A 23,478-nucleotide genomic window follows, 5' to 3' on the forward strand; every position below is an offset into this window, starting at 1 on the left:
AATTTTGAGGACGAGCGCAACTAGCGTGCCATCAGGCTAAACCCTCGGTTACCCGTCGATACGGTCGAATCGCCAGACGGGCGGCACCAGAACGGCGCCATCGGCGCCCGCGCACGCACCCGAACCGCGCACAACGTTCAGCTGCAGTGCAGCATGAGCGCCAGCGGCTAACGATCGTTCGAAACTTGCCATCGCGACTTGTCGAAAAAGGACGCGGATGGCGGAAAAGGCAAAGAACACGTCTGAATTCGTAAATTGGCGCGCGGGGCGAACGTCAAGAATAGACGCAATGCAGACCGGTGGCAGCAGGGCTTTCCAGCCGCTCCCGGCCCTTCGCCAACCACTCCACGGACCTCCCATGTCGAACCCGAATCCTTTCTTCGAAGAATCGCTCGCCACGCGTGACGCGGCAGTGCGCGGCGCCATTCTGAAAGAGCTCGAGCGCCAGCAGTCGCAAGTCGAATTGATCGCGTCGGAAAACATCGTGTCGCGCGCGGTGCTCGAAGCACAGGGCTCGGTGCTGACCAACAAATACGCGGAAGGGTATCCGGGAAAGCGCTATTACGGCGGCTGTGAATACGCCGACGTGATCGAAACATTGGCCCTGGATCGTATCAAGCAACTGTTCAACGCGAAATTCGCCAACGTACAGCCGCATTCCGGCGCGCAGGCCAACGGCGCGGTGATGCTCGCGCTTGTGAAGCCAGGCGACACGGTGCTCGGCATGTCGCTCGACGCGGGCGGCCACCTGACCCATGGCGCCAAGCCGGCGATGTCGGGCAAGTGGTTTAACGCGGTGCAATACGGCGTCAATCGCGACACGATGCTGATCGACTATGAGCAGATCGAGGAACTCGCGCAGCAGCACAAACCGGCGCTGCTGATCGCCGGCTTCTCGGCTTATCCGCGCGCGTTGGACTTCGCACGGCTGCGCGCGATCGCCGATGGCGTGGGCGCGAAACTGATGGTGGATATGGCGCATATCGCCGGGGTGATCGCGGCCGGGCGTCATCAGAATCCGGTCGACCACGCGCACGTCGTGACGTCGACCACCCACAAGACACTGCGCGGTCCGCGTGGCGGCTTTGTACTGACGAATGACGAGGACATCGCCAAGAAGATCAATTCGGCGGTGTTCCCGGGCTTGCAGGGCGGCCCGCTGATGCATGTGATCGCCGGCAAGGCGGTGGCGTTCGGCGAGGCGCTACAACCGGGTTTCAAAACCTACATCGATAACGTGCTCGCGAATGCGCAGGCACTCGGCGACGTGCTGAAAGCAGGGGGCGTCGACCTTGTGACCGGCGGCACGGACAACCATTTGCTGCTGGTCGATCTGCGCCCGAAAGGCCTCAAGGGCAATCAGGTCGAGCAGGCGCTGGAACGCGCAGGCATCACCTGCAATAAGAACGGCATTCCTTTTGACACCGAAAAACCGACGGTGACGTCCGGCGTTCGCCTCGGCACGCCGGCGGGCACGACGCGTGGCTTCGGCACGAGCGAGTTCCGCGAAGTCGGGCGGCTGATCGTCGAGGTGCTCGATGCGCTGCGCGATCATCCGGACGGCCACGCCGCAACCGAACAACGCGTGCGCCGCGAGATTTTTGCGCTGTGCGAACGCTTTCCCATCTACTAAGCACTCTACCAAGCACGCCTGGAGCACACGATGAGCACTCTGCACGACAACAGCATCATCATCGACGGTCTGAACATTTCGAAGTTCGAACGATCGGTGTTCGAAGACATGCGCAAGGGCGGCGTGACCGCGGTGAACTGCACGGTGTCAGTCTGGGAGAGCTTCCAGAAGACCGTCGACAACATCGCCGAGATGAAGCAGCAGATCCGCGAATACAGCGAAATCCTGACGCTTGTGCGCACCACCGACGACATCTTGCGCGCAAAGAAAGAGAACAAGACCGGCATCATTTTCGGTTTCCAGAACGCGCATGCGTTCGAAGACAACCTCGGCTATATCGAGGCCTTCAAGGACCTCGGCGTGAACGTGGTGCAGCTTTGCTACAACACGCAGAATCTGGTCGGCACGGGCTGCTATGAACGCGATGGCGGCCTGTCGGGCTATGGCCGCGAAGTGATTCAGGAGATGAATCGCGTCGGCATCATGGTCGATCTCTCGCATGTGGGCGGCAAGACTTCATCCGAAGCGATCGCCGCGTCGAACAAGCCGGTGTGCTACTCGCACTGCTGCCCGTCGGGGCTGAAAGAGCATCCGCGCAACAAAAGCGACGAGCAACTGAAAGAGATCGCGGATGCAGGCGGTTTCGTCGGCGTGACAATGTTCGCACCGTTCCTCAAGCGCGGCCCGGACGCGACGGTCGAAGACTATATCGAAGCAATCGAATACGTCGTAAATCTGATCGGCGAGGACCAGGTGGGCATTGGCACGGACTTCACGCAGGGCTATAGCACGGAGTTCTTCGACTGGATCACGCACGACAAGGGCCGTTATCGCCAACTGACGAACTTCGGCAAGGTGGTGAATCCGGAAGGCATTCGTACGATCGGCGAGTTTCCGAACCTGACAGCGGCGATGGAACGCGCCGGCTGGAGCGAGACGCGCATCAGGAAGATCATGGGTGAAAACTGGGTGCGGGTGTTTGGCGACGTGTGGAAAGTCTGATTTTCGCGCGATCGAACTTCAACCCGAACGTCAACCCGAACGTCAACCCGAACGTCACCTCATAGAAAACGGAGTCTCCCCATGCAACCCCAACTGCCTATCGACGTCGATCCGAATACCGGCGTCTGGACTACCGACGCACTGCCGATGCTCTACGTGCCGCGTCATTTCTTCACGAACAATCACACTGCGGTCGAAGAAGCACTCGGTCGCGATGCGTATGCCGAGATTCTCTATAAAGCCGGCTACAAGTCCGCGTATTTCTGGTGCGACAAGGAGGCGAAACAGCACGGCATTGCCGGTATGGCGGTGTTCGAGCATTACCTGAAACGCCTGTCGCAGCGCGGCTGGGGCATCTTCACGATCGCGGAAGCCGATCCGTCCAGCTCGCATGCCCGCATTGAATTGCACCATTCGTCGTTCGTGCTTGCGCAGCCGGGTAAGGAAGGCAAGCTGTGCTACATGTTCGCCGGCTGGTTCGCAGGCGCGATGGACTGGGTCAACGACACCGCGCCGGACGGACAGCGCAAGGGTCCGCCGTCCCATTCGAAGGAAGCGCGATGCGCGGCTGAAGGCCACGACCATTGCGTGTTCGAAGTGTCGCCGCTCGCGTCGTAACCGCAACGCACATAGCCGCACACAGCCTATCCATTCCGAGGTCGATCGCGATGCGTTACCCAAACCTTTTCAAGCCTCTCACGCTGAATCAGCTGACTTTGCGCAACCGCATTGTCAGCACCGCGCACGCGGAGGTGTATGCGGAACCGGGCGGTCTGCCGGGCGACCGTTATATCCGTTACTACGAAGAGAAGGCCAAGGGCGGGGTCGGCCTCGCCGTGTGCGGCGGGTCGAGCCCGGTGTCGATCGACAGCCCGCAGGGCTGGTGGAAATCGGTGAATCTGTCGACCGACAAGATCATCGATCCGCTCGCGCGGCTCGCCGAAGCGATGCATCGGCACGGCGCGAAGATCATGATCCAGGCCACGCACATGGGCCGACGCTCGGCGTTTCATGGCGAGCACTGGCCGCATCTGATGTCGCCCTCCGGCGTGCGTGAGCCGGTTCACCGCGGCAACGCGAAGATCATCGAAGTGGAAGAGATTCGCCGCATCATTTCAGACTTTGCCGCGGCGGCGAAGCGAGTGAAGGATGCCGGCATGGACGGCATCGAAATTTCGGCGGCGCACCAGCATCTGATCGATCAGTTCTGGAGTCCGCGTACGAATTTCCGCACCGACGAATGGGGTGGCTCGCTCGAAAACCGCCTGCGTTTCGGCACGGAAGTGTTGAAGGCAGTGCGTGAAGCGGTAGGCGCGGATTTTTGCATCGGTCTGCGCATGTGCGGCGACGAATTCCATGAAGACGGACTCGATCACGAACAACTGAAAGAAATCGCGCAGGCGATGAGCGAAACCGGCCTGATCGATTACCTCGGCGTGATCGGTTCCGGCGCCGATACGCACAACACGTTGGCGAACTGCATGCCGCCGATGGCCCTGCCGCCCGAGCCGTTCGTGCATCTCGCGGCGGGTATCAAGTCGGTGGTGAAGCTGCCGGTGATGCACGCGCAAAGCATTCGCGACGCGGGCCAGGCCGAGCGCCTGCTGGCGAGCGGCATGGTCGATCTGGTCGGCATGACACGCGCGCAGATCGCTGATCCGCATATGGTCATCAAGATTCGCGACGGTCGCGAAGACGAGATCAAGCAGTGCGTCGGTGCGAACTATTGCATCGATCGACAGTACAACGGGCTGGACGTGCTGTGCGTGCAGAACGCCGCGACGTCGCGTGAAGAAACCATGCCGCACGTGATCGCGAAGACGCGTGGGCCGAAGCGCAAGGTGGTCGTGGTCGGCGCGGGTCCGGCCGGACTGGAAGCGGCGCGCGTGGCGAAATCGCGCGGCCACGACGTGGTGCTGTTCGAGAAAAACGACACCGTGGGCGGTCAGATCATGCTGGCCGCGAAAGCGCCGCAGCGCGAGCAGATGGCGGGCATCGTGCGCTGGTTCGATATGGAGACGAAGCGTCTCGGCGTGGATCGACGTCTTGGCGTTGCAGCCGACGAGAAGACCATCATGGCTGAGAAGCCGGACATCGTCGTGCTCGCCACGGGCGGCTCGTCGTTCACGTCGCAAGTGGCGGCGTGGGGCGTCGAAGAAGGGCTCGCGGTCAGTTCATGGGACGTTCTTTCGGGCAATGTCGAGCCGGGCAAGAACGTGCTGGTGTACGACGGCGTCAGCACGCACGCCGGCGCGGGCGTCGCGGATTTCATGTCGAGCCGCGGCTCGAACGTAGAGATCGTGACGCCTGACGTGAAGGTTGCCGACGACGTAGGCGGCACCACGTTCCCGATTTTCTATCGCCGTCTCTACGCGCAAGGCGTGATTCACACGCCGAATTACTGGCTCGACAAGGTCTACGAGGAAGACGGCAAGAAGATCGCCGTGATCCGTAACGAGTACACGGAAGAGCAGGAAGAACGCGTGGTCGATCAGGTGGTGATCGAGAACGGCAGCACGCCGAACGACCAGCTTTACTGGACGCTCAAGCCCGAGTCGGTGAATCGCGGCCAGGTGGATGTCCACAAGCTCTTCGCGTCCGAGCCGCAACCGTCGCTCAGCGAAGAACTCGGTAACGGCCGCTTCCTGCTGTTCCGCGTGGGCGACTGCATTTCCATGCACAACATTCACGGCGCGATCTACGACGCGCTGCGCCTTTGCAAGGATTTCTGACGATGAGCCCCGTGTTTGTCATCACCGTCCTGCTGTGGTTGTCGGTGGCGGGACTCGCGTTCGCGCTCGTCAAACGCGCTGCGTACTGGCGCGAAGGCCGCGCCACGGCGGCGGGTGCGTACGGCTGGACCAATCTGCTGGCGATTCCGAAGCGCTATTTCGTCGACCTGCACCATGTGGTTGCGCGTGACCCGTACATCGCGAAGACGCACGTGGCCACAGCCGGCGGTGCGATCCTCGCGATGGCGCTGGTGTTCGTCAACTACGGTCTCGCGATTTATTCACCGTGGCTCGACAAGCTGATCTTTCTGGCCGCGCTGGTGATGCTGGTCGGCGCGGTGTTCGTCTGGCGTCGGCGGCATGGCGCGAAGGCCGTGCCGGCAAGGCTCTCGCGCGGACCGTGGGATCATCTGCCGCTCCTGCTCGGCTCGTTCGCGCTCGGGTTGGCGCTGTTCATCGCGCTGCCGGCCGCGGCGATGTCGGGTGTGTTGGCGATCATCGTCGCGCTGCTGATCGCGGTGGGCGCCTTCACGATGACGTTCGGCGCGGCGCGCGGTGGTCCGATGAAGCATGCGCTCGCCGGTCTGCTGCACCTCGCGTTTCATCCGCGTCAGGAGCGTTTTGCCGAACGTAACGACAACGATGTTGTGCCACCGACCGCGCTGAAGGCGCCGCTGCTCGACGCGAAGGAATACGGCGTCGGCAAGCCGGTGGAGTTTCGCTGGAACCAGTTGCTGAGCTTCGACGCCTGCGTGCAGTGCGGCAAGTGCGAAGCGGCATGCCCCGCTTTCGCCGCCGGGCAGCCGCTGAATCCGAAGAAGCTGATTCAGGATCTTGTCACGGGCATGGTGGGTGGCACGGACGAGGCGTATGCGGGCAGCCCGACGCCTGGCATTGCGCTCGGCAAACATAGCGGTGCGCCGGGCAAGCCGCTCGTCTCGAGCCTGATCGAAGCGGACACGCTCTGGTCCTGCACCACCTGCCGCGCCTGCGTGCAGGAATGCCCGATGCTGATCGAACATGTCGACGCGATCGTGGATATGCGCCGCAACCAGACGTTGGTGGAAGGCAGCGTACCGGGCAAAGGTCCGATCACGCTCGCGAATCTGCGTGAGACTGGCAGTTCGAACGGTTATGACATCGGCGCGCGTTACGACTGGGCGGTCGATCTGCAAGTGCAGGTCGCCCAGCCGGGCCGCCCGGTGGACGTATTGCTGATCGCTGGCGAAGGCGCGTTCGACATGCGCTATCAGCGCACGCTGCGCGCGCTCGTCAAGGTGCTGAATCGCGCGGGCATCGACTATGCGGTGCTCGGCGGCGTCGAGACCGATACCGGCGATACGGCACGGCGTTTGGGCGATGAGGCTACCTTCCAGCAACTCGCGACCAAGCTGATGGGCACGCTCTCGCAGTACGCGTTCCGCAAAATCGTTACTCCTGATCCGCACGTGCTGCACAGCCTGCGCAACGAATATCGCGCGCTCGGCGGATTCTACGAGGTGCAGCATCACACGGCGCTGATCGAAGAACTGGTATCGAGCGGCAAGCTGTCGCCAAAGGCGGTCGCCGCGTTCGCGGACCGGAAGATCACGTATCACGACCCGTGCTATCTGGGCCGCTATAACGGTGAGACCGAAGCGCCGCGCCGTTTGCTGAAATCAATCGGCATCAAGGTGGTCGAGATGGAACGCAACGGCATGCGCGGCCGCTGCTGCGGCGGTGGCGGCGGTGCGCCGTTGACCGATATCCCCGGCAAGCGGCGCATTCCGGATATCCGTATCGACGACGCCCGCGAGATAGGCGCCGAGATCGTGGCGGTGGGTTGCCCGAATTGCACGGCGATGCTCGAAGGCGTGGTCGGCCCGCGTCCGGAGGTGCTGGACGTCGCCGAACTGGTTGCCGCGGCGCTGGAGTAACGCGATGAACACACTCAAACGAATCGACCCGCGCCGGCCGTTCACGATCACGGCGGATGGTCTCAAGCGCATCACGCTTGGCATGACGGGTGTCGCCGGCTCGATGGAATCCGCAGCGCACGGCGCCACAGGGTCGGCGCATCGCGAACACGCGAAACCGCGCCGCACAAGCGCTGAAGCGAAGCGTGTGCTGCTGGTGGCCGCTCACGCGGACCGTGGCGCGCTGGACGATCATGCGCGCCAGACTCTGGCCGCCGCCGCGCTGATCGCGGACGCGACAACCGAAGTCGTCCTGCTCGTATTCGGGGAGTTCACCGGTGACGCCGCCGCGCTCGGCGCCGACAAGCTGATCGAGTTGCCGATGTTCGATCGGCGCGTTTTTGCGCCTCTGGACGAAATGAACGCATTGGCCGCGTGCGTTGCCGCCTATGCACCGGCGCACATTTTCCTGCCCGACAACGCCACCGGCGACGGTGATCTCGGCCGCCGTTATGCGGCAGCCGCGAACGCGAGCGTCGCGACACATGTCGTTGAAATCGATGCGGCGCACGTCGCGGCTTATATTCACACGAATACGGCGTTCGCTGTGCGTGCGCTGCCCGAGGTTGTGTTGCTCGCACCGAATGCGGTCGATCCGAAGTTGCCGTTTGTCGGCGCGGGTGAGCGCGTGGTGTGGCGTTTCGATGGCGAACCGGCTTCGTCCAAAGGCAGCGTGCGCGATCTTGGCATCGAGGAAATCGACGCCGCCCAGCTTGCGCTCGAAGAGGCGGATTTCATCGTCTCGGCAGGCAATGGCGTCAGCGATATCCCCGCGTTTGAACGCCTCGCGGCCACGTTAGGCGCCGCGATTGGCGCCAGCCGCGTCGCGGTGGACGACGGCAAATTCACTCGCGACAAGCAGATCGGCGCCACCGGCAAAACCGTTGAAGCGAGCGTTTATATCGCGTTCGGTATTTCCGGTGCGGTTCAGCATCTGCAAGGCATCAAGGATTGCCGGCACGTGATTGCCGTGAACCTCGACGCCAGCGCGCCGATCGCCAAACGCGCGAATCTGACCGTGGTCGCCGATGCAGAGGAGACCATCGCGGCGCTGAACGAAGCCGCGGCGGCTGCGCGCACGGCACGCGGCACCGGTGCTGCGCTTTTGAATTCAACGGCTGTTGCGGAAGGAGCGCTTGCATGAAGATCGCCGTACTGGTTTCCGTGGGGCGGCACCCGGTCAGCGGCACCGCGCGTTATAGCCGCAATGACGCCGCCGCGTTGACGATCGCGCTTTCGCTTGCGAAAACGCACGGCGCGACGCTCGACGTGCTGCATGCGGGCGATCCGTCGAACCCGGCGCTGAAGGAGTATCTCGCGCTTGGCGCACGCACCGTCGAGGTGCTGAGCGTGCCTTCATCATCTGAATCGCAAGGTGATGCGACCGCGCCGCTCGCCGCACGTCTGCGGGGTTACGACCTTGTATTGACCGGCACGCGCGCCGAAGGCGCATTCGATAGCGGCATGCTGCCGTATCGCGTCGCCAGTGCGCTGGATATGCCGCTGGTTGGTGCAGCCGTCGATCTGACGCTCCGTGACGGCTGCGCCGAAGTCCGGCAATTCATGCCGAAGGGCTTGCGCCGGCGCGTCGACGTGCAGTTGCCGGCTTTGATCGCGGTGCATCCGATGGCCAATACGGCGCCCAGCTATGCCTATGCACGGCTGCGCGAAGGCACGATTCGTCCGGTCGCAACTGCAACGTCCGGTAGCCCGGACACGGCCACCCGAGACGACCTCGCCTGGACGATCCGTCCCGCAACGGCCAAACCGGTGCGCCTCGCCGCTGCCGAGAAGCGCTCAGGCCATGCCCGCATGCTCTCGGCGACAACCACTGAAAGCCGCGGCGGCAGCGTCGTAATTGAAGGGAGTTCCGTCGAAAAAGCACAAGTGATCCTCGCGTATTTGCGCGAGCATCAACTCGTGGATTACTGATTTCCGGTTCGGGCGAGCCTGCGGCCAGGAGGGCCTGGCGCGGCGCCAGACGTGACATGCAACGGAGCACACAATGAAAGTTTCGGCAGACGTTCGCGCAATGGTCGAACGCCGTAAAAAGAATCACACGCTGGAGGCGCCGTTCTATACGGGCGAGGAAATTTTCGCGCTCGACATGGAGGCGATTTTCCGCAAGCACTGGATTCAGGTCGCCGTGGAACCGGATGTCCCGGAGCCGGGCGACTACATCACAGTGGAAATCGGCAACGATTCCATTCTGATCGTACGCGACGACGACATGCAGGTGCGGGCATTTCATAACGTTTGCCGTCATCGTGGCGCACGTTTGTGCAATACCGACAAAGGTTCGCTCGGCAATATCGTCTGCCCGTATCACAGCTGGACCTACAACCTGAACGGCGATCTGATGTTCGCCGAGCATATGGGCGACCAGTTCGACCGCTGCAAGCACAGCCTGAAAGCGGTGCGCGTCGAGAATCTCGCCGGGTTGATCTTCATCTGTCTCGCCGACGAACCGCCCGCCGACTTCGCCGTGATGCGCGCCGCGATGGAACCGTATCTGTTGCCGCACGATCTTGCCGGCTGCAAGATCGCGGCGTCGATCGACATCATCGAAGAGGGCAACTGGAAGCTCACGATGGAGAACAATCGCGAGTGCTACCACTGCGTCGCGAACCATCCCGAGCTGACGATTTCGCTTTACGAATACGGTTTTGGCTATCAGCGCACGCCCGCCAACGAAGAGGGCATGGCCGCATTCGAAGCCACCGTGGCGCGCCGCACCGCGCAATGGGAAGCGATGAAATTGCCGTCGGCAGAAATCGACCGTCTGGCCGATCTGGTCACGGGTTTCCGCACGCAACGCCTGCCGCTCGATCGCGACGGCGAATCGCAGACCATGGACGCGAAGGTGGCCTCGAAGAAACTGCTCGGCGGTTTCGAGCAGGCCGATCTCGGCGGCCTTTCGTTCTGGACACAGCCGAATTCGTGGCATCACTTCATGAGCGATCACATTGTCAGCTTTTCGGTGATTCCGCTCTCGGCGGGCAAGACGCTGGTCCGCACCAAGTGGCTCGTTCACAAGGACGCGCGCGAAGGCATCGACTACGACGTGAACAATCTCACGGCCGTGTGGCGCGCCACCAATGACCAGGACCGCGCGCTTGTGGAGTACTCGCAACGCGGCGCAACCAGCAGCGCTTACGAGCCGGGTCCGTATTCGCCGTTCACCGAAGGGCTCGTCGAAAAATTCTGCGAGTGGTATATCGGCCGTATTGCGGAGTACAGCAATGCACCCCAAACCCATGATGCCGGCGATACGCCGGTTTCTCACGGCGAAAAAGTCGTGTCTTTCATGCGCTGAGCGCGATATCGCAACCAGGAGCGGGAGAAAATAATGATGCGCGATCAGGCGACGCTTCAGCTGAGCGCCGAGCCGGCTCCGAACCGCGAGACTTCTGGCGGTGAGCCGTCAAGCCGAGTGACGCGGCCGCAGTTCTGGGAGGCGTTGCCGGCGCGCTGGAACAGCGATACCGACGACACCCTGGTGTGCTGCCAGGTCCGCCAGGAAACTCACGACGTCAAGAGCTTTTTCTTTCGTGCGCCGTCCGAGCGGGCCTTCGTGTTCGAGCCCGGGCAGTTCATTACGCTGGAGCTGGAGATCGACGGCGAGGCGGTGAATCGCTGCTATACGATTTCTTCGCCGCCCACGCGCCCGCACACCCTCTCCATCACGGTGAAGCGCGTGCCGGGCGGCAAGGTGTCGAACTGGCTGCATGACAATCTGCATGCGGGGACGCAGGTTCGTGTACTCGGACCGTCAGGCGAGTTCACCTGTGCTCGGCATCCGGCGCGCAAGTTTCTGTTTTTGTCGGCCGGTTCAGGCGTGACGCCGCTGATGTCGATGAGCCGCGCGCATCACGAACTCGGCGAGGATAGCGACATCGTATTCGTGCACAGCGCCCGCACGCCGGACGACATTATCTTCGCGCGGGAGCTCGATCTGATTGCGTCGAATCAGGCCAACTTCCGCACGGCGTTTGTCTGTGAACGGGTTGGCGCGCGCACGAATTGGCCTGGCGTCACCGGCTTTCTGACCTTGCCGCTGCTTAAACTCATTGCGCCGGATTTTCTGGATCGCGAGATTTTCACCTGCGGTCCCGCGCCGTACATGCAGGCTGTCCGTCATCTGCTGGATGAAGGCGGCTTCGATCGCAGCCATTACCACGAAGAAAGCTTCTCGTTCGAGACGATCAGCGAAGTGGCCGCGCAATTGACGACCGCGCATGTCGCCGATGCGTTACAGGCACCCACCACCACGGCGGAGAGCTTTGCCGAAACGCGTGAACAGGCGGCTGGGTTCACACCTGCGCAGGTGCCGCTTGAGACGGAAACGACATTCAAGGTGAGCTTCGCCAAAAGCAATCGCGAGATCGAATGCAGCAGCGCTCAGCATGTACTCGACGCGGCGAAAAAGGCCGGTGTTCGCCTTGCCGCCTCATGCACGCAGGGCATGTGCGGCACCTGCAAGGTGAAGCTGGTGTCCGGTGAAGTCGCAATGAAACACGCGGGCGGCATCCGCCAGCGCGAAATCGATCAGGGCATGGTGCTGCTGTGCTGCAGCAAGCCGTTGAGCGATCTCGTCGTCGATAAGTAAGACAAGACCGGGACTCGGACTCGCGGTCGAAGTCGCCTGCGGACAACTGGATGTCGGAAAACAACGCTACCCGGCAATTCTGGTTGGCGATTCTAAATGCTCATTGGGTAGTTTGGACGGCGAACGGGAGAACGGCGATGAGACTGATCAAAAAGATAGTGATGTTGAGCGCGGTAGGTATGGCGCTGGCGGCAAGCGGCGTGAGTGTACTGGCCGATACGAAACCGACCATCAAAATCGGTTACGTGGAAGGGTGGGACGACAGCGTCGCGACGTCGAACGTGGCCGCGCGCGTAATCGAAAAGCGCCTCGGCTATCAGGTGCAGCTCGTGCCGGTCGCGGCCGGTGTGATGTGGCAAGGCGTGGCGCGCGGCGACCTCGACGCGACGCTGTCCGCGTGGCTGCCGGTTACGCATGGCGCGTACTGGAACAACTTCAAGGACAAGGTTGTCGATCTCGGGCCCAACTTCAATGATGCGAAAATCGGCCTGATCGTGCCCGATAACCTCGACGTGAAAAGCGTCGGCGATCTGGAAGCGAAGAAGGCGGAATTCGGCTCGCGTATTGTCGGTATCGATGCCGGCGCAGGCGTGATGCAGAAAACCAGCGAAGCGATCAAGGCATACGGGCTCGACTATCAGCTCATGCCGAGCTCGGGCAGTGCAATGACAGCGGAACTGGCGCGTTCGGAAGCGGCGAGCAAACCGATCATCGTGACCGGCTGGAAACCGCACTGGATGTTCGCGAAGTACAAGCTCAAATTCCTCGAAGATCCGAAGAAGGTATTCGGCGAAGCGGAGCACGTGGATAGCGTGATCAATCCTGGACTGGAGACGAAGGCGCCGCAGGTTGTCGCGTTCCTCAAGAAGTTTCAATGGAAACCGGGCGAAATCGATAGCGTGATGCTGGCGACGCAAAACGGCGAGAAGCCGACAGCGGCTGCCGATGCGTGGATCAGTGCGCATGGAGACCGCGTGGATAGCTGGGTGAAGTGACTTCGTGTTTCGCCTGAATGAGTTGCCGCTTCTTTTGAGCGGCAACTTCGACAAAAACGCCGCTATTTCAAGCGGCGTTTTTTTATTGCAGCACGACGGTCCGATCGCCGTTGATAAATACCCGTCGCTCGATAAACGCCTTCACGGCCCGCGCAAGCGTGATGCATTCGACGTCGCGTCCTGTCGCAAGCAACCGCTCCGGGCTATACGAGTGATCGACGCGTTCCACGACCTGCTCGATGATCGGACCTTCGTCGAGATCGTCGGTGACGAAATGCGCGGTGGCGCCGATCAGTTTCACGCCGCGCGCATGCGCCTGGTGATAAGGCTTCGCACCTTTGAAGCCGGGCAGAAAGGAATGGTGGATGTTGATCGCGCGGGCCGCGAGCGCACGGCTCGTTTCGCCGGAGAGAATCTGCATATAGCGGGCAAGAATCATCAATTCAGCGCCTGATGTTTCGAACAGGTCGAGCAGACGCGCCTCCTGTTGCGGCTTGGTCTCCGCGGTGATCGGCAGATGATGGAACGGCAAGCCGTGCTGTTGCGCGAGCGGCTCGAAGTCGCGATGGTTCGAGCCAATGCCGACAATATCCATCTTCAACTCGCCCATGCGCCACCGGAACAGCAGATCGGCGAGACAGTGTTCGAGTTTGGACACCATGATCAACACCTTCGGGCGCATGTTGACGTCATGCATTGCCCATGTCATCTGAAAACGCGCGGCGATCGAGTCGAATTCGCGCTTGAGTGCCGCGATGTGAAGGGGCTCGTTGGTGTCGGCACCATGAAACACGCAGCGTACGAAGAAGCGCTCGCTGAGGTCGTCGTCGAACACGGTCAGTTCGTCGATATAGCAATGATGCCGGTCGAGAAAGCCGACGACGGCGGCAACCTGGCCCGCCGCGCTCGGACAGGCGACGGTGAGAACCAGTTGATCGGGACGGGAATCGACGGACATGCGCTCTCCACATAAGACGATAGGGCAACGCCGCGGGGCGCGGCATGCATCATCGCAGTAGAGCAAATCAGCGGGTTGTGGGGATAGAAGCTAACCGCCGTCGCGCTGGAATGGGAACGTCAGGTCAAGCCGAGACGGCGGAGGAGCAGCGCGCGCCAGGCACAAATCAATCTCAGGCGTGGGCAGGCGCCGCGTGCAGCTCCAGCCCGAGGGCGCGGATCACCTTGATGATCGTCGCGAAGCTGGGATTGCCATCTTCGGACAGCGCCTTGTAGAGACCTTCACGCGAGATTCCGGTGTCGCGGGCGAGCTGCGACATGCCACGCGCACGTGCGATCACACCTAACGCATGTGCAAGGAATGCAGGGTCGTCGCCGCCTTCAAGCAGACAGGCCTCGAAGTATTCAGCCATGTCTGTTTCGGTCTTCAGGTGTTCGGCTGAATCCCACTGCCGGGTTTTGATCTTTTCCATCGTTCACTCCGATTCAAGGTTCGCCAGCATCTTGTGTGCGGCTTTGATATCTGCGGGTTGAGTCGACTTGTCTCCACCGCACAGCAGGATCACCAGCACTGCGCCGCGCTGCACGTAGTAGACGCGATAGCCGGGACCGTGATCGATCCGCAATTCGGTAATGGGCGCACCTGCGGAATTCGTGTCGCCGGGGTTGCCCATCGCCAGACGGTCGATGCGGGCCTGAATGCGGCGCTTGGCGATCCGGTCTTTCAGGCCGTCGAACCAGGCATCAAATGTCTCGGTGGTGCGGATATTCAACATGCAGAAAGTGTAATCCATAGATTACACGCATGTCAACTGCGGTTCACAGGCCATCCTCACCTTTCTGAGGAGACACCTCACTCAGCATCGAGCCCGCATTCGCCGAGCAGCCAGTGACGGAATGCGCTCACCGCCGGTGTCGCCGCGCGCTGTGTGACGAGCAGATAGCCGCGCTCGGTGACCACGGGTGTGTCGAACGGTTCGACAAGTTGCCCTGTGGCGAGCAGTTCGTCGACCAGCGGCGCCCAGCCGAGCGCGACGCCCTGGCCCATGATCGCCGCGTGGGCCACGAGCGTAAAACTATTGAACGTGATGCCGCGATGCGCGGCAGGTGCTTCCAGACCGTGAGCCGTGAACCAGTCGGCCCACGATAGCCAGCGTGCCGGCTGGGTGGGCTCCAGATGCAGCAGCGGCAAGCACAACAGGTCCGACGGCGTGCGTAATTGCGGATGGGCCGCGAGAAAAGCCGGACTGCACACTGGCGTGACCCGCTCCGGAAAGAGCTTGAGCGCCCCTCGCGCGGTCCAGTCCGCGTTCTCGTCACCGAACGCAATCGCAATGTCCGCCTGATCGTGCGATGGATCGAAAACGTTCTGCGACGTGATGATCTTGACGTCGACGTCCGGCATCAGCGCCTTGAACTGCGACAGGCGCGGCATCAGCCAGTAGGTTGCAAAGCCGAAGTCGGTGGAGAGCGTGAGAGTTTGCGGCGTGCGCCGCGCACGGATCTCGGCGGTGGCGAGGCGAATGGTGTCGAGGGCGCTGCGTACCGCTTCGAAGAGGCGCACACCGTCTTCCGTCAGCGTGACGCCGCGATGGCCCCGTTCGAACAGCGGTGCGCCCAGGGCTTCTTCGAGTTGCACCACGCGTTGACTGACCGCCGGCTGCGTGGAGCCCAGTTCGCGCGCCGCCGCCGTGAAGCTCGCGAGACGCGCCGCGGATTCGAACATCGTTAGCGCCTGCATTGGCGGCAAGCGATCCTGCCTCGACATAAGGCCCCCTTATAGGCATATAACGATTTGCCGTCTTCACAGCGGCGAATTGGACGGCAATAGTGGCGTTCATGCAGGGCCGGCACGTCGGCATTTCCCGCTTGCAACGACATCCGAACCACTCATTGCGATTCTATTCGAGGCGCGCTCCAATGCTTGACACGAAACAGAATATTCTCATTCTGATGGCCGATCAGATGACACCGTTTGCGCTTGCTGCATACGGACATCGTCTAACGAAGACGCCCAATCTCGATCGCCTCGCGAAACAGGGGGTGGTATTTGACTCGGCGTATTGCGCGAGCCCGCTGTGTGCGCCGTCGCGCTTTTCTTTGTTGTCGGGCAAGCTGCCGTCCGCGATCGGCGCCTATGACAATGCAGCGGAATTTCCGTCGCAAACGCTGACGTTCGCGCATTATCTTCGTGCCGAAGGGTATCGCACGATCCTGTCCGGCAAAATGCATTTCTGCGGCGCCGATCAGTTGCATGGTTTCGAAGAGCGGCTCACCACCGACATCTATCCCGCTGATTTCGGCTGGACACCGAATTGGGACGATGTCGAAACACGCCCTACGTGGTATCACAATATGAGTTCGGTGATCGACGCAGGCCCCTGCGTGCGCACGAACCAGCTGGACTTCGACGATGAAGTCACCTTCACCACACGCCAGAAGCTCTTCGATATCGCGCGCGAGCGGCATGCCGGTAAAGATCAACGGCCGTTCTGCCTGGTCGCTTCGCTGACGCATCCGCACGACCCGTACGCGATTCCACAGAAGTACTGGGACATGTACGCGGATGAAGACATCGCGTTGCCCGCGCATCGCGATTCGCTCGCCGAAGCCGACCCGCATTCGAAGCGTTTGCGGCATGTGTGCGAAACCGACCGCACGCCGCCAACCGATCAGCAGATCCGCAATGCACGGCGCGCTTATTACGGCGCGATTTCCTACGTCGACGACCAGTTCGGTGCAATTCTCGAAGCGCTCGAACAGGCGGGGCTTGCACAAGATACTGTCATCGTGGTGACGTCAGACCACGGTGAGATGCTCGGCGAGCGCGGGCTCTGGTACAAGATGACGTTCTTTGAAGGCGGCTGCCGCGTCCCGCTGATCGTGCATGCGCCGCAGCAATTCGACGCGCATCGGGTGCGCGAATCGGTCTCGCATCTGGACCTGCTGCCCACGTTAGTGGAAATGGCGCGCGGCGATCAGCCGTCCGCCTGGCCGGATTCGCTCGACGGTCAAAGTCTCGTGCCGCATCTGCGTGGCGCCCCTGGTGCCCACGACGAAGCGATCGGCGAATATCTGGCGGAAGGCGCTATCGCGCCGATTGTGATGCTGCGGCGCGGGCGCTTCAAGTTCATTCACACGCCGGCCGATCCCGACCAGCTCTATGACGTAACAGCGGACCCACTCGAACGCGAGAACCTCGCCGCGCGCGCCGGATATATGTCACAGGTCGCGGCATTTCGTGAAGAGATCGCGCGCCACTGGGACCTCGCCGCACTGCACAACGAAGTACTGCGAAGCCAGCGCCGCCGCCGTTTCCATTTCGAGGCCACGACGCAAGGCACGGTCGCGTCATGGGACTGGCAGCCGCATGTCGATGCAAGCCAGCGCTACATGCGCAATCACATCGATCTCGACACGCTCGAAGCCATGGCACGTTTTCCCGCCGTGACGCGTTGATGTCTCCGCTGACGATTCATCCCACCTCCAGGAAGCCGACATGATGAAAAAGCTCTTCAAACAGGCTGTATCCGGCGTCGCGCTGTTGTGCGCGGCGGTCACCTTTGCCGCGGCTGCCGAACCGCGGTCCTGCACGCAGGTCAACATGGCGGGCCCCGGCTGGACCGACATCGACGCCACCAATGCAATGACCGGCGTGTTGCTTAAGGCGCTCGGCTACCATCAGAACGTAGCGAACCTGTCGGTGCCGATTACCTATCAAGGCCTGAAGAAAGGGCAGATCGACGTGTTTCTCGGCAACTGGATGCCGGCGCAAGCGCCGGTCGTCAAACCGTTCGAAGACGAAAAGTCCATCGAGGTCGTGCATCCGAATCTGAGCAACGCGAAATTCACACTCGCGGTGCCCGACTACGTGGCGGCCGCGGGCGTGCATTCATTCGCGGACCTCGCGAAGAACGCCGACAAGTTCGACAGCAAGATCTATGGCATCGAACCGGGGGCGCCGGCCAATCAGAACATCAAGAAGATGGTGGACGACAAGGCATACGAACTCGGCAACTGGAAGCTCGTCGAATCGAGTGAGACCGGCATGCTCACCCAGGTCGAACGCGCGGTGCGAGAAAAGAAATGGATCGTGTTCCTTGCATGGGAGCCGCATCTGATGAATACGAAGTTCAAGCTGACCTATCTGGACGGCGGTGACAGGTACTTCGGGCCGAATTACGGCGGCGCCACGGTCAATACCGTTGCACGCAGCGGGTATGCCGAGCAGTGTCCGAATGTCGGCCGCCTGTTCAGGCAACTCACGTTCAATGTCGATCTGGAGAACGGCGTGATCACCGAGGTGCTGGAGAAGAAGACCGGCCTCGATGCGGCCGCCACCGAAGCCCTCAAGCGCCACCCGGAATTGTTGAAGTCGTGGCTCGACGGCGTGAACACCGCCAGTGGTGCCAATGGCTTGCAAGCGGTTCAAACCGCACTCGGCGTGAAATAACCCCGGCGTTCCAGACGTCGAGGTCGCTACTCGACAGATTCATGTCGCATCCGGTCGAATCCTCATAAATCTGGACTCGTATTCTTGATCCGTCGATGCAGGCATCGCAACTGATTGTACGCACTGCCGATAGCTTCAATCCGTTTCAACCGGCCTCAACCGGTTTCGAACTGCCCGTCATGCGAGAAGCGCCGCGCGTTGGAAGACCGCGCGCGGCGGGGATCGCTTTATCCATCGAAATACGCAGGCAAAGAGCAGGGGATAATTAGATGAAAAAGAAAAATGCCGTCAGTCTTTCTGGACTCGCTCTCGCGGCAAGCGCTGTATGCGCGCCGACGGCGGCCCATGCGCAAAGCAGCGTCACGCTGTATGGGATTCTGGACGCCGGCATCACCTACGTGAACAATGCCGGTGGCGCGCACCAGTTCAAATTCGACGACGGCGTTTCGTACGGCAACCGGATCGGTTTCAAAGGCGTGGAAGATCTCGGTGGCGGCCTGCAAGCGGTCTTCGTGCTCGAATCGGGTTTCCACCTGAGCAATGGGCAGTTGGGATTCGGCGGTGCTGAATTCGGACGCCAGGCTTATGTGGGCATCAAGAACGGGTGGGGGACTTTCTCGTTCGGTAACCAGCTCGATATGACCGAAGAGTTTGTCTATCTGTACAACATCTCCGCATGGGCGAGCGGCTACGCGATTCACCAGGGTGACTTCGACCGGATGAACGGCGACCGTCTGCCGAACTCGGTGAAGTTCCTCTCGAACGATTTCGCCGGCTTCACCTTCGGCGGTATGTACTCGTTCGGCAACACCGCCGGCGACTTCCATCAAAAGAGCGCATGGAGCGTGGGCGCGCATTATGACCATGGTCCGTTCAACATGGGTGCGGCGTATACGCAATTGAACAATCCGAACGGCATCTACGCTTTCGACCCGTACGCGATGATCGGCACGCGAACCTTCCTCGGCCAGCCGACCGTTTCTGTCGATCCGGCTACCGGCGCGGTGACCGATCTGTACAGCTCGTCGGCATTCCCGGTGGACAAGCAAGGCGCGTTTGCGGTCGGCGCCGCCTATACGATCGGCGACCTGATGCTCACCGGCGATTTCACCTACTCGACAATCAAGGGCTTTGGGCAAACCTCGCACATGCAGGTTTATGAAGGGGGCGCGTCGTACAACTTCACGCCCGCTTTGGCACTGTACGGCGGCTATCAGCACACGAGCTTCGAAGGCAATCACTGGAACCAGGGCTCGCTCGGGCTGCACTACCTGTTGTCAAAACGTACCGACGTCTATGTTTCCGGCGACTATCTGAGAGCCTCGAGTGGCGTGAATGCGGTGATCGGCTACAGCTTCACGCCATCGACGTCGAATACGCAATCCGATGTGCGGATCGGGATGCGGCATTCGTTCTGACACATTTTCAGCGTATGGACGCGGGCGGTTTCCCGAATAACGGGAGCCGCCCGCTGCCGTTACGGCGGCCCCTTTGATGCATCCGCACTTTCCTTACCGCAGGAGCAGCCGAAAGTGCGACTCTCCGCAATGCGTTATCCAAACACGGGTTACATGATCATTACAACGGCGCACCCCGTTCAACGGCACTCATCCTGATCATCCGTCATGTAACGCGCAGTCCTGGCGGCGATCCGGCTGCCCCGGACGCACGTCGGTACTGACACGCATTGCGTTCGGTCGCTAATATGTGCGAGATTGCGTTCCAGATCCCGGCGGCGAATGGCGTTGCGGAACTGTTGCCGCAGCCCGACGAAAGTCCTGTGGTGTCGACGCCGATTGTGCCGATCACGCTAAGCGAGAGATTTTATGTCCCAAGAGAAAGCAGCCGAAATTGCAGCACGGCTCGACCGTTTGCCGCCGTCGCGCACCATCTGGACGATGGTGATCCTGATTTCGCTTGGCGGCGTGTTCGAGTTCTATGACCTCTTCTTTACCGGGTACGTTGCTCCGGGTATGACCCAGTCAGGGCTTTTCAAGCCCGAATCGCTGGGGTTTCTTGCGTCTCTTCAACCTCTGGCCGTCTCCGGCTTCGGAACCTTCGTTTTCGCCACGTTCGCCGGTCTGTGGGTCGGCACGCTGGTATTCGGTTATGTCGCTGACCAGTTTGGCCGACGGATGATCTTCACGTGGTCGCTGATCTGGTACATGGTGTGCACGATCATCATGGCATTCCAGACATCGGGGTTGGGACTCGATATCTGGCGCTTCATTGCGGGAATTGGCATTGGCGTCGAACTGGTAACGATCGATACGTACATTTCCGAACTGATTTCAAGTCAGCAGCGTGGCCGCGCCTACGCCGTCAATCAGTTCATCACGTTCTGCGTTGTGCCGGTCGTGGCGTTCCTTGCTTTTGCATTGAAAGGCACCCGGCCACTGGGGCTTGACTACTGGCGGGTCGTGATCCTGATTGGCTCCGTGGGCGCAATCGTCGTCTGGATCCTGCGGCGCCACATTCCGGAAAGCCCGCGGTGGCTGGCACGCCATGGAAGAATCGACGAAGCCGAGCGTATCGTTGCGGATATCGAGCGCCGGGTGGTCGCGGAAAAGGGCATTCCGCTGGCCGCACCGCAGGCCGTCATGCCGGAGAGCAAAGGGGCGGGCACGTTGGGAGAAATTTTTGCGCCCCAGTATCGCCGCCGCACGATCATTCTGTCGATTTTCAACATGGCGCAGGTGATCGGCTTCTACGGGTTCGCCGCGTGGGTGCCGACGCTGTTGATTCACCGCGGTATTCACGTGACCGCCAGCCTCGGTTATGCGTTCGTTATCGCTATTGCCAACCCTTTTGGCCCGCTGCTCGGCACCTGGTTTGCGGACCGGGTAGAGCGCAAGGTTCAGATCATTGGCGGTCTTCTCACCATGGCGGTCGTGATCGCGCTCTTCTCACAAGCTTCTGAGCCGTGGCTGCTGATTGCCCTCGGCGTGCTATTTACGCTCTCGTCGAACATTATGTCCTACGCGTATCACGGCTACCAGGCAGAGCTTTATCCAACCCGTGTTCGTGCCCGGGCCATCGGATTCGTCTACTCATGGAGCCGGATTTCCGCTGCTTTCGCAGGCCTCGCAATCGGGATTCTGCTGCACGGCTATGGCGTGCCCGGCGTCGCGGTCTTTATCGGCATTTCGATGCTCGTCGCCGTTTGCATGATTCTGCTTGGACCGCCGACTCGAGGCCTCTCTCTGGAAGCGATCAGTCACTGAGTTTCGGTTCTCTTCCTCCCATGATCGACATCCCTGCGTCGTCAAGCGACGCAGGCGACTGTCGGACGCGACGGATCTGTCAGCGCTCAAACGAACAGAAAAGGTCGCCTGGCGGCGTCCGGCAAGGGTTTTTCTCTAGAAACCTCGGCGCCGCCAAGGTCGATAAACAGATCGGGTAGCCGTGTTCAGGCAACGACTCGCCAGTCCCCGAATCGCGGTAGCACGGCCATAGCGAATCGGGGGGGGCGAGCCCTCGATAGAGATGTGGAGTGCGCATGCACCGATTCAGTTTCACACAAAAGCTCTGGCTGCCTCTGGTCGTCAGTCTGGTAGCGCTGCTTGCGGTGTCCGTCTCGGCGGCGTGGTTGTCCAGGCAGACTCGCATCGATGAACGCAAGAACGATCTGGTGAACGTCGCCCATGTCGGGCTCAGCCTTGTGAAGGAGTACGCGACACTTTCGCAAAACGGCGTGCTCACCGACGCAGATGCTCGCCACCAGGCACTTGAGCGGCTGCGCAATATCCGTTATGGCGAAGACGGTTATTTTCTCGTGATCGATTCCACGCCGCGAATGATCATGCATGCGGTCAAGCCCGCACTGAACGGAAAGGACCTCGCTGGAACAGCCGATGCCGATGGCCGGCACCACTATGTGACGTTCGCTTCGGTCGCGCAGGCGCCGAATGGCGGCTTCGTCGATTATGTGTTCCCGCATCCGCACGACCCGGCGAGCGCCGCGGTCGGCAAGATCGGTTATGTCGTGCGCTATGCGCCATGGGACTGGATAATCGCTACAGGCGCCTATGTGGACGATATCGACGCGGCATTCAAGGAATCGCTCTATATCGTCGGTGGGATTTTTGCCGGACTTGCTGTGTTGCTGTCCACGCTCGTCTCGCTCACTAATCGCAGCATTCAACGCACGATCGGCGGCGATCCGGCCTATGCTGCCCAGGTGGCCGGTGAGATCGCGTTGGGTAATCTCGCCATCGCCATCGAAACCCGGAAGACCGACAATTCAAGTCTCCTGCATGTCATGCAACGCATGCGCGACGGGCTCGCCGGCACGATCGGACAGATCAAGGACACCGCCAGCAAAGTGGCGGCGGGGGCGCGCGAGATTGCTGCCGGAAACGGAGACCTGTCCGCACGCACCGAGAATCAGGCGGCCTCGCTCGAAGAAACCGCTGCCAGCATGGAGCAAATGACCGCCATGGTCAGACAGACCGCTGAGAACGCTCAGACGGCCCGTGAACTGGCTGCGAATGCGGAGCAGATCGTCAATCGCGGTGGTGAGACGGCAGTTGAAGCCGCATCGATGATGCAGGAGGTGTCGAGTGAATCGCACAAAATGGTGGAGATCATTTCGGTGATCGAAGGTATTGCGTTTCAGACCAATATCCTCGCGCTGAACGCCGCGGTAGAAGCTGCAAGGGCAGGGGACGAAGGGCGCGGTTTCGCTGTCGTGGCCGGTGAGGTTCGTACGCTGGCGCAGCGTAGTGCAGGCGCTGCAAAAGAGATCCGGGTTCTGATCAACCGCGCGGTTGGAAAGGTTGAAAACGGTGTTGAACTCGTTGATAAAACCGGCTTGACGATCGAGGCTGCACGAGAAGCGATCGCGAAAGTGTCGGGGGTCGTGCGCGAGATCACAGCTGCTGCCGCAGAGCAGAGCGCCGGCATTAATCAGGTCAACATTGCCGTGACGCAGATGGATAGCATGACGCAACAAAACGCCGCGCTCGTCGAACAGGCGGCGGCCGCGGCGCAGTCGCTGACTGAGCTGGCGCAGCTGCTGCAAGTCTCGACAGGCAAGTTTCAACTGCAGGACGATGGCGTGAGTGGAGAATGTCGGCCGGCGGCCATGACTCGGGCGGAGAGCCGCATATCGCCCCGGTTGGCTGCGGTGCGGTGAACCGC

The 23,478-nt window shown here is 61.1% G+C and carries 19 protein-coding genes; 15 read left to right on the forward strand and 4 right to left on the reverse strand.

What is annotated here, in order from left to right:
- Positions 1-358: 358 nt before the first annotated feature.
- The 10 genes from KHO23_RS07755 to KHO23_RS07800 all read left to right on the forward strand — a co-directional run bounded on the left by KHO23_RS07755 (position 359) and on the right by KHO23_RS07800 (position 12,926).
- Entirely contained in the window at positions 359-1,633 is a 1,275-nt protein-coding gene (locus KHO23_RS07755; RefSeq protein ID WP_211610435.1) for a serine hydroxymethyltransferase, read from the forward strand.
- 30 nt (positions 1,634-1,663) lie between these two features.
- Positions 1,664-2,635, forward strand: a complete 972-nt coding sequence (locus tag KHO23_RS07760; protein ID WP_211610436.1) for a dipeptidase — start codon at positions 1,664-1,666, stop codon at positions 2,633-2,635.
- A gap of 81 nt (positions 2,636-2,716) precedes the next feature.
- Entirely contained in the window at positions 2,717-3,253 is a 537-nt protein-coding gene (locus KHO23_RS07765; RefSeq protein WP_211610437.1) for a DUF5943 domain-containing protein, read from the forward strand.
- A 50-nt stretch (positions 3,254-3,303) separates the two neighbouring features.
- Entirely contained in the window at positions 3,304-5,367 is a 2,064-nt protein-coding gene (locus KHO23_RS07770; RefSeq protein WP_211610438.1) for an NADH:flavin oxidoreductase, read from the forward strand.
- A gap of 2 nt (positions 5,368-5,369) precedes the next feature.
- Complete coding sequence (locus KHO23_RS07775) at positions 5,370-7,283, forward strand: (Fe-S)-binding protein (protein WP_211610439.1); 1,914 nt, start codon at positions 5,370-5,372, stop codon at positions 7,281-7,283.
- A gap of 4 nt (positions 7,284-7,287) precedes the next feature.
- Positions 7,288-8,466 carry an electron transfer flavoprotein subunit alpha/FixB family protein gene (locus KHO23_RS07780; protein WP_211610440.1) on the forward strand — a complete coding sequence of 393 codons (1,179 nt, stop codon included), beginning with the start codon at positions 7,288-7,290 and terminating at the stop codon, positions 8,464-8,466.
- Entirely contained in the window at positions 8,463-9,254 is a 792-nt protein-coding gene (locus KHO23_RS07785; protein WP_211610441.1) for an electron transfer flavoprotein subunit beta/FixA family protein, read from the forward strand. The genes KHO23_RS07780 and KHO23_RS07785 overlap by 4 nt, the downstream gene beginning before the upstream one ends.
- A gap of 73 nt (positions 9,255-9,327) precedes the next feature.
- Positions 9,328-10,638 carry an aromatic ring-hydroxylating oxygenase subunit alpha gene (locus KHO23_RS07790; protein ID WP_211610442.1) on the forward strand — a complete coding sequence of 437 codons (1,311 nt, stop codon included), beginning with the start codon at positions 9,328-9,330 and terminating at the stop codon, positions 10,636-10,638.
- Between the two features lie 33 nt (positions 10,639-10,671).
- A complete protein-coding gene (locus KHO23_RS07795; protein WP_211610443.1) occupies positions 10,672-11,931 on the forward strand; it encodes a hybrid-cluster NAD(P)-dependent oxidoreductase in 1,260 nt (419 codons plus the stop codon).
- 137 nt (positions 11,932-12,068) lie between these two features.
- Positions 12,069-12,926, forward strand: coding sequence for a glycine betaine ABC transporter substrate-binding protein (locus KHO23_RS07800; RefSeq protein ID WP_211610444.1), 858 nt, complete (start codon positions 12,069-12,071; stop codon positions 12,924-12,926).
- An 82-nt stretch (positions 12,927-13,008) separates the two neighbouring features.
- Here the strand turns inward: KHO23_RS07800 and purU are convergent, their stop codons facing one another.
- From purU to KHO23_RS07820, 4 genes are all read right to left on the reverse strand, one after another.
- Positions 13,009-13,884: a formyltetrahydrofolate deformylase gene (purU, locus tag KHO23_RS07805; RefSeq protein ID WP_211610445.1), complete on the reverse strand. Its 876-nt coding sequence runs from the start codon at positions 13,882-13,884 to the stop codon at positions 13,009-13,011.
- A 172-nt stretch (positions 13,885-14,056) separates the two neighbouring features.
- Positions 14,057-14,356, reverse strand: a complete 300-nt coding sequence (locus tag KHO23_RS07810) for an addiction module antidote protein (RefSeq protein WP_211610446.1) — start codon at positions 14,354-14,356, stop codon at positions 14,057-14,059.
- Positions 14,357-14,359: 3 nt separating this feature from the next.
- Entirely contained in the window at positions 14,360-14,677 is a 318-nt protein-coding gene (locus KHO23_RS07815) for a type II toxin-antitoxin system RelE/ParE family toxin (RefSeq protein WP_211610447.1), read from the reverse strand.
- A 59-nt stretch (positions 14,678-14,736) separates the two neighbouring features.
- On the reverse strand, positions 14,737-15,651 hold the full coding sequence (locus KHO23_RS07820; RefSeq protein WP_211610448.1) for a choline sulfate utilization transcriptional regulator: 915 nt from the start codon (positions 15,649-15,651) through the stop codon (positions 14,737-14,739).
- A 152-nt stretch (positions 15,652-15,803) separates the two neighbouring features.
- Between KHO23_RS07820 and betC the strand changes: the two genes are divergently transcribed.
- The 5 genes from betC to KHO23_RS07845 all read left to right on the forward strand — a co-directional run bounded on the left by betC (position 15,804) and on the right by KHO23_RS07845 (position 23,473).
- A complete protein-coding gene (betC, locus tag KHO23_RS07825; RefSeq protein ID WP_211610449.1) occupies positions 15,804-17,342 on the forward strand; it encodes a choline-sulfatase in 1,539 nt (512 codons plus the stop codon).
- A 40-nt stretch (positions 17,343-17,382) separates the two neighbouring features.
- Positions 17,383-18,336 carry a choline ABC transporter substrate-binding protein gene (locus KHO23_RS07830; protein ID WP_211610450.1) on the forward strand — a complete coding sequence of 318 codons (954 nt, stop codon included), beginning with the start codon at positions 17,383-17,385 and terminating at the stop codon, positions 18,334-18,336.
- Between the two features lie 269 nt (positions 18,337-18,605).
- Positions 18,606-19,754 carry a porin gene (locus KHO23_RS07835; protein ID WP_211610451.1) on the forward strand — a complete coding sequence of 383 codons (1,149 nt, stop codon included), beginning with the start codon at positions 18,606-18,608 and terminating at the stop codon, positions 19,752-19,754.
- A 480-nt stretch (positions 19,755-20,234) separates the two neighbouring features.
- Complete coding sequence (locus KHO23_RS07840; protein WP_211610783.1) at positions 20,235-21,560, forward strand: MFS transporter; 1,326 nt, start codon at positions 20,235-20,237, stop codon at positions 21,558-21,560.
- Positions 21,561-21,835: 275 nt separating this feature from the next.
- Positions 21,836-23,473 (forward strand): methyl-accepting chemotaxis protein, encoded by a 1,638-nt coding sequence (locus KHO23_RS07845; RefSeq protein WP_211610452.1) that lies wholly within the window; start codon positions 21,836-21,838, stop codon positions 23,471-23,473.
- The last annotated feature ends 5 nt before the right edge of the window (positions 23,474-23,478 follow it).

This window comes from Paraburkholderia haematera (assembly GCF_905220975.1).
Classification (GTDB): Bacteria; Pseudomonadota; Gammaproteobacteria; order Burkholderiales; family Burkholderiaceae; genus Paraburkholderia; species Paraburkholderia haematera.

What these genes read in the sequence shown, in the direction of transcription:
- KHO23_RS07755 (WP_211610435.1), top strand. Translation starts at nt 359, where the DNA reads ATGTCGAACCCGAATCCTTTCTTCGAAGAATCGCTCGCCACGCGTGAC.
- KHO23_RS07760 (WP_211610436.1), top strand. Translation starts at nt 1,664, where the DNA reads ATGAGCACTCTGCACGACAACAGCATCATCATCGACGGTCTGAACATT.
- KHO23_RS07765 (WP_211610437.1), top strand. Translation starts at nt 2,717, where the DNA reads ATGCAACCCCAACTGCCTATCGACGTCGATCCGAATACCGGCGTCTGG.
- KHO23_RS07770 (WP_211610438.1), top strand. Translation starts at nt 3,304, where the DNA reads ATGCGTTACCCAAACCTTTTCAAGCCTCTCACGCTGAATCAGCTGACT.
- KHO23_RS07775 (WP_211610439.1), top strand. Translation starts at nt 5,370, where the DNA reads ATGAGCCCCGTGTTTGTCATCACCGTCCTGCTGTGGTTGTCGGTGGCG.
- KHO23_RS07780 (WP_211610440.1), top strand. Translation starts at nt 7,288, where the DNA reads ATGAACACACTCAAACGAATCGACCCGCGCCGGCCGTTCACGATCACG.
- KHO23_RS07785 (WP_211610441.1), top strand. Translation starts at nt 8,463, where the DNA reads ATGAAGATCGCCGTACTGGTTTCCGTGGGGCGGCACCCGGTCAGCGGC.
- KHO23_RS07790 (WP_211610442.1), top strand. Translation starts at nt 9,328, where the DNA reads ATGAAAGTTTCGGCAGACGTTCGCGCAATGGTCGAACGCCGTAAAAAG.
- KHO23_RS07795 (WP_211610443.1), top strand. Translation starts at nt 10,672, where the DNA reads ATGATGCGCGATCAGGCGACGCTTCAGCTGAGCGCCGAGCCGGCTCCG.
- KHO23_RS07800 (WP_211610444.1), top strand. Translation starts at nt 12,069, where the DNA reads ATGAGACTGATCAAAAAGATAGTGATGTTGAGCGCGGTAGGTATGGCG.
- purU (WP_211610445.1), bottom strand. Translation starts at nt 13,884, where the DNA reads ATGTCCGTCGATTCCCGTCCCGATCAACTGGTTCTCACCGTCGCCTGT.
- KHO23_RS07810 (WP_211610446.1), bottom strand. Translation starts at nt 14,356, where the DNA reads ATGGAAAAGATCAAAACCCGGCAGTGGGATTCAGCCGAACACCTGAAG.
- KHO23_RS07815 (WP_211610447.1), bottom strand. Translation starts at nt 14,677, where the DNA reads ATGGATTACACTTTCTGCATGTTGAATATCCGCACCACCGAGACATTT.
- KHO23_RS07820 (WP_211610448.1), bottom strand. Translation starts at nt 15,651, where the DNA reads ATGTCGAGGCAGGATCGCTTGCCGCCAATGCAGGCGCTAACGATGTTC.
- betC (WP_211610449.1), top strand. Translation starts at nt 15,804, where the DNA reads ATGCTTGACACGAAACAGAATATTCTCATTCTGATGGCCGATCAGATG.
- KHO23_RS07830 (WP_211610450.1), top strand. Translation starts at nt 17,383, where the DNA reads ATGATGAAAAAGCTCTTCAAACAGGCTGTATCCGGCGTCGCGCTGTTG.
- KHO23_RS07835 (WP_211610451.1), top strand. Translation starts at nt 18,606, where the DNA reads ATGAAAAAGAAAAATGCCGTCAGTCTTTCTGGACTCGCTCTCGCGGCA.
- KHO23_RS07840 (WP_211610783.1), top strand. Translation starts at nt 20,235, where the DNA reads ATGGTGATCCTGATTTCGCTTGGCGGCGTGTTCGAGTTCTATGACCTC.
- KHO23_RS07845 (WP_211610452.1), top strand. Translation starts at nt 21,836, where the DNA reads ATGCACCGATTCAGTTTCACACAAAAGCTCTGGCTGCCTCTGGTCGTC.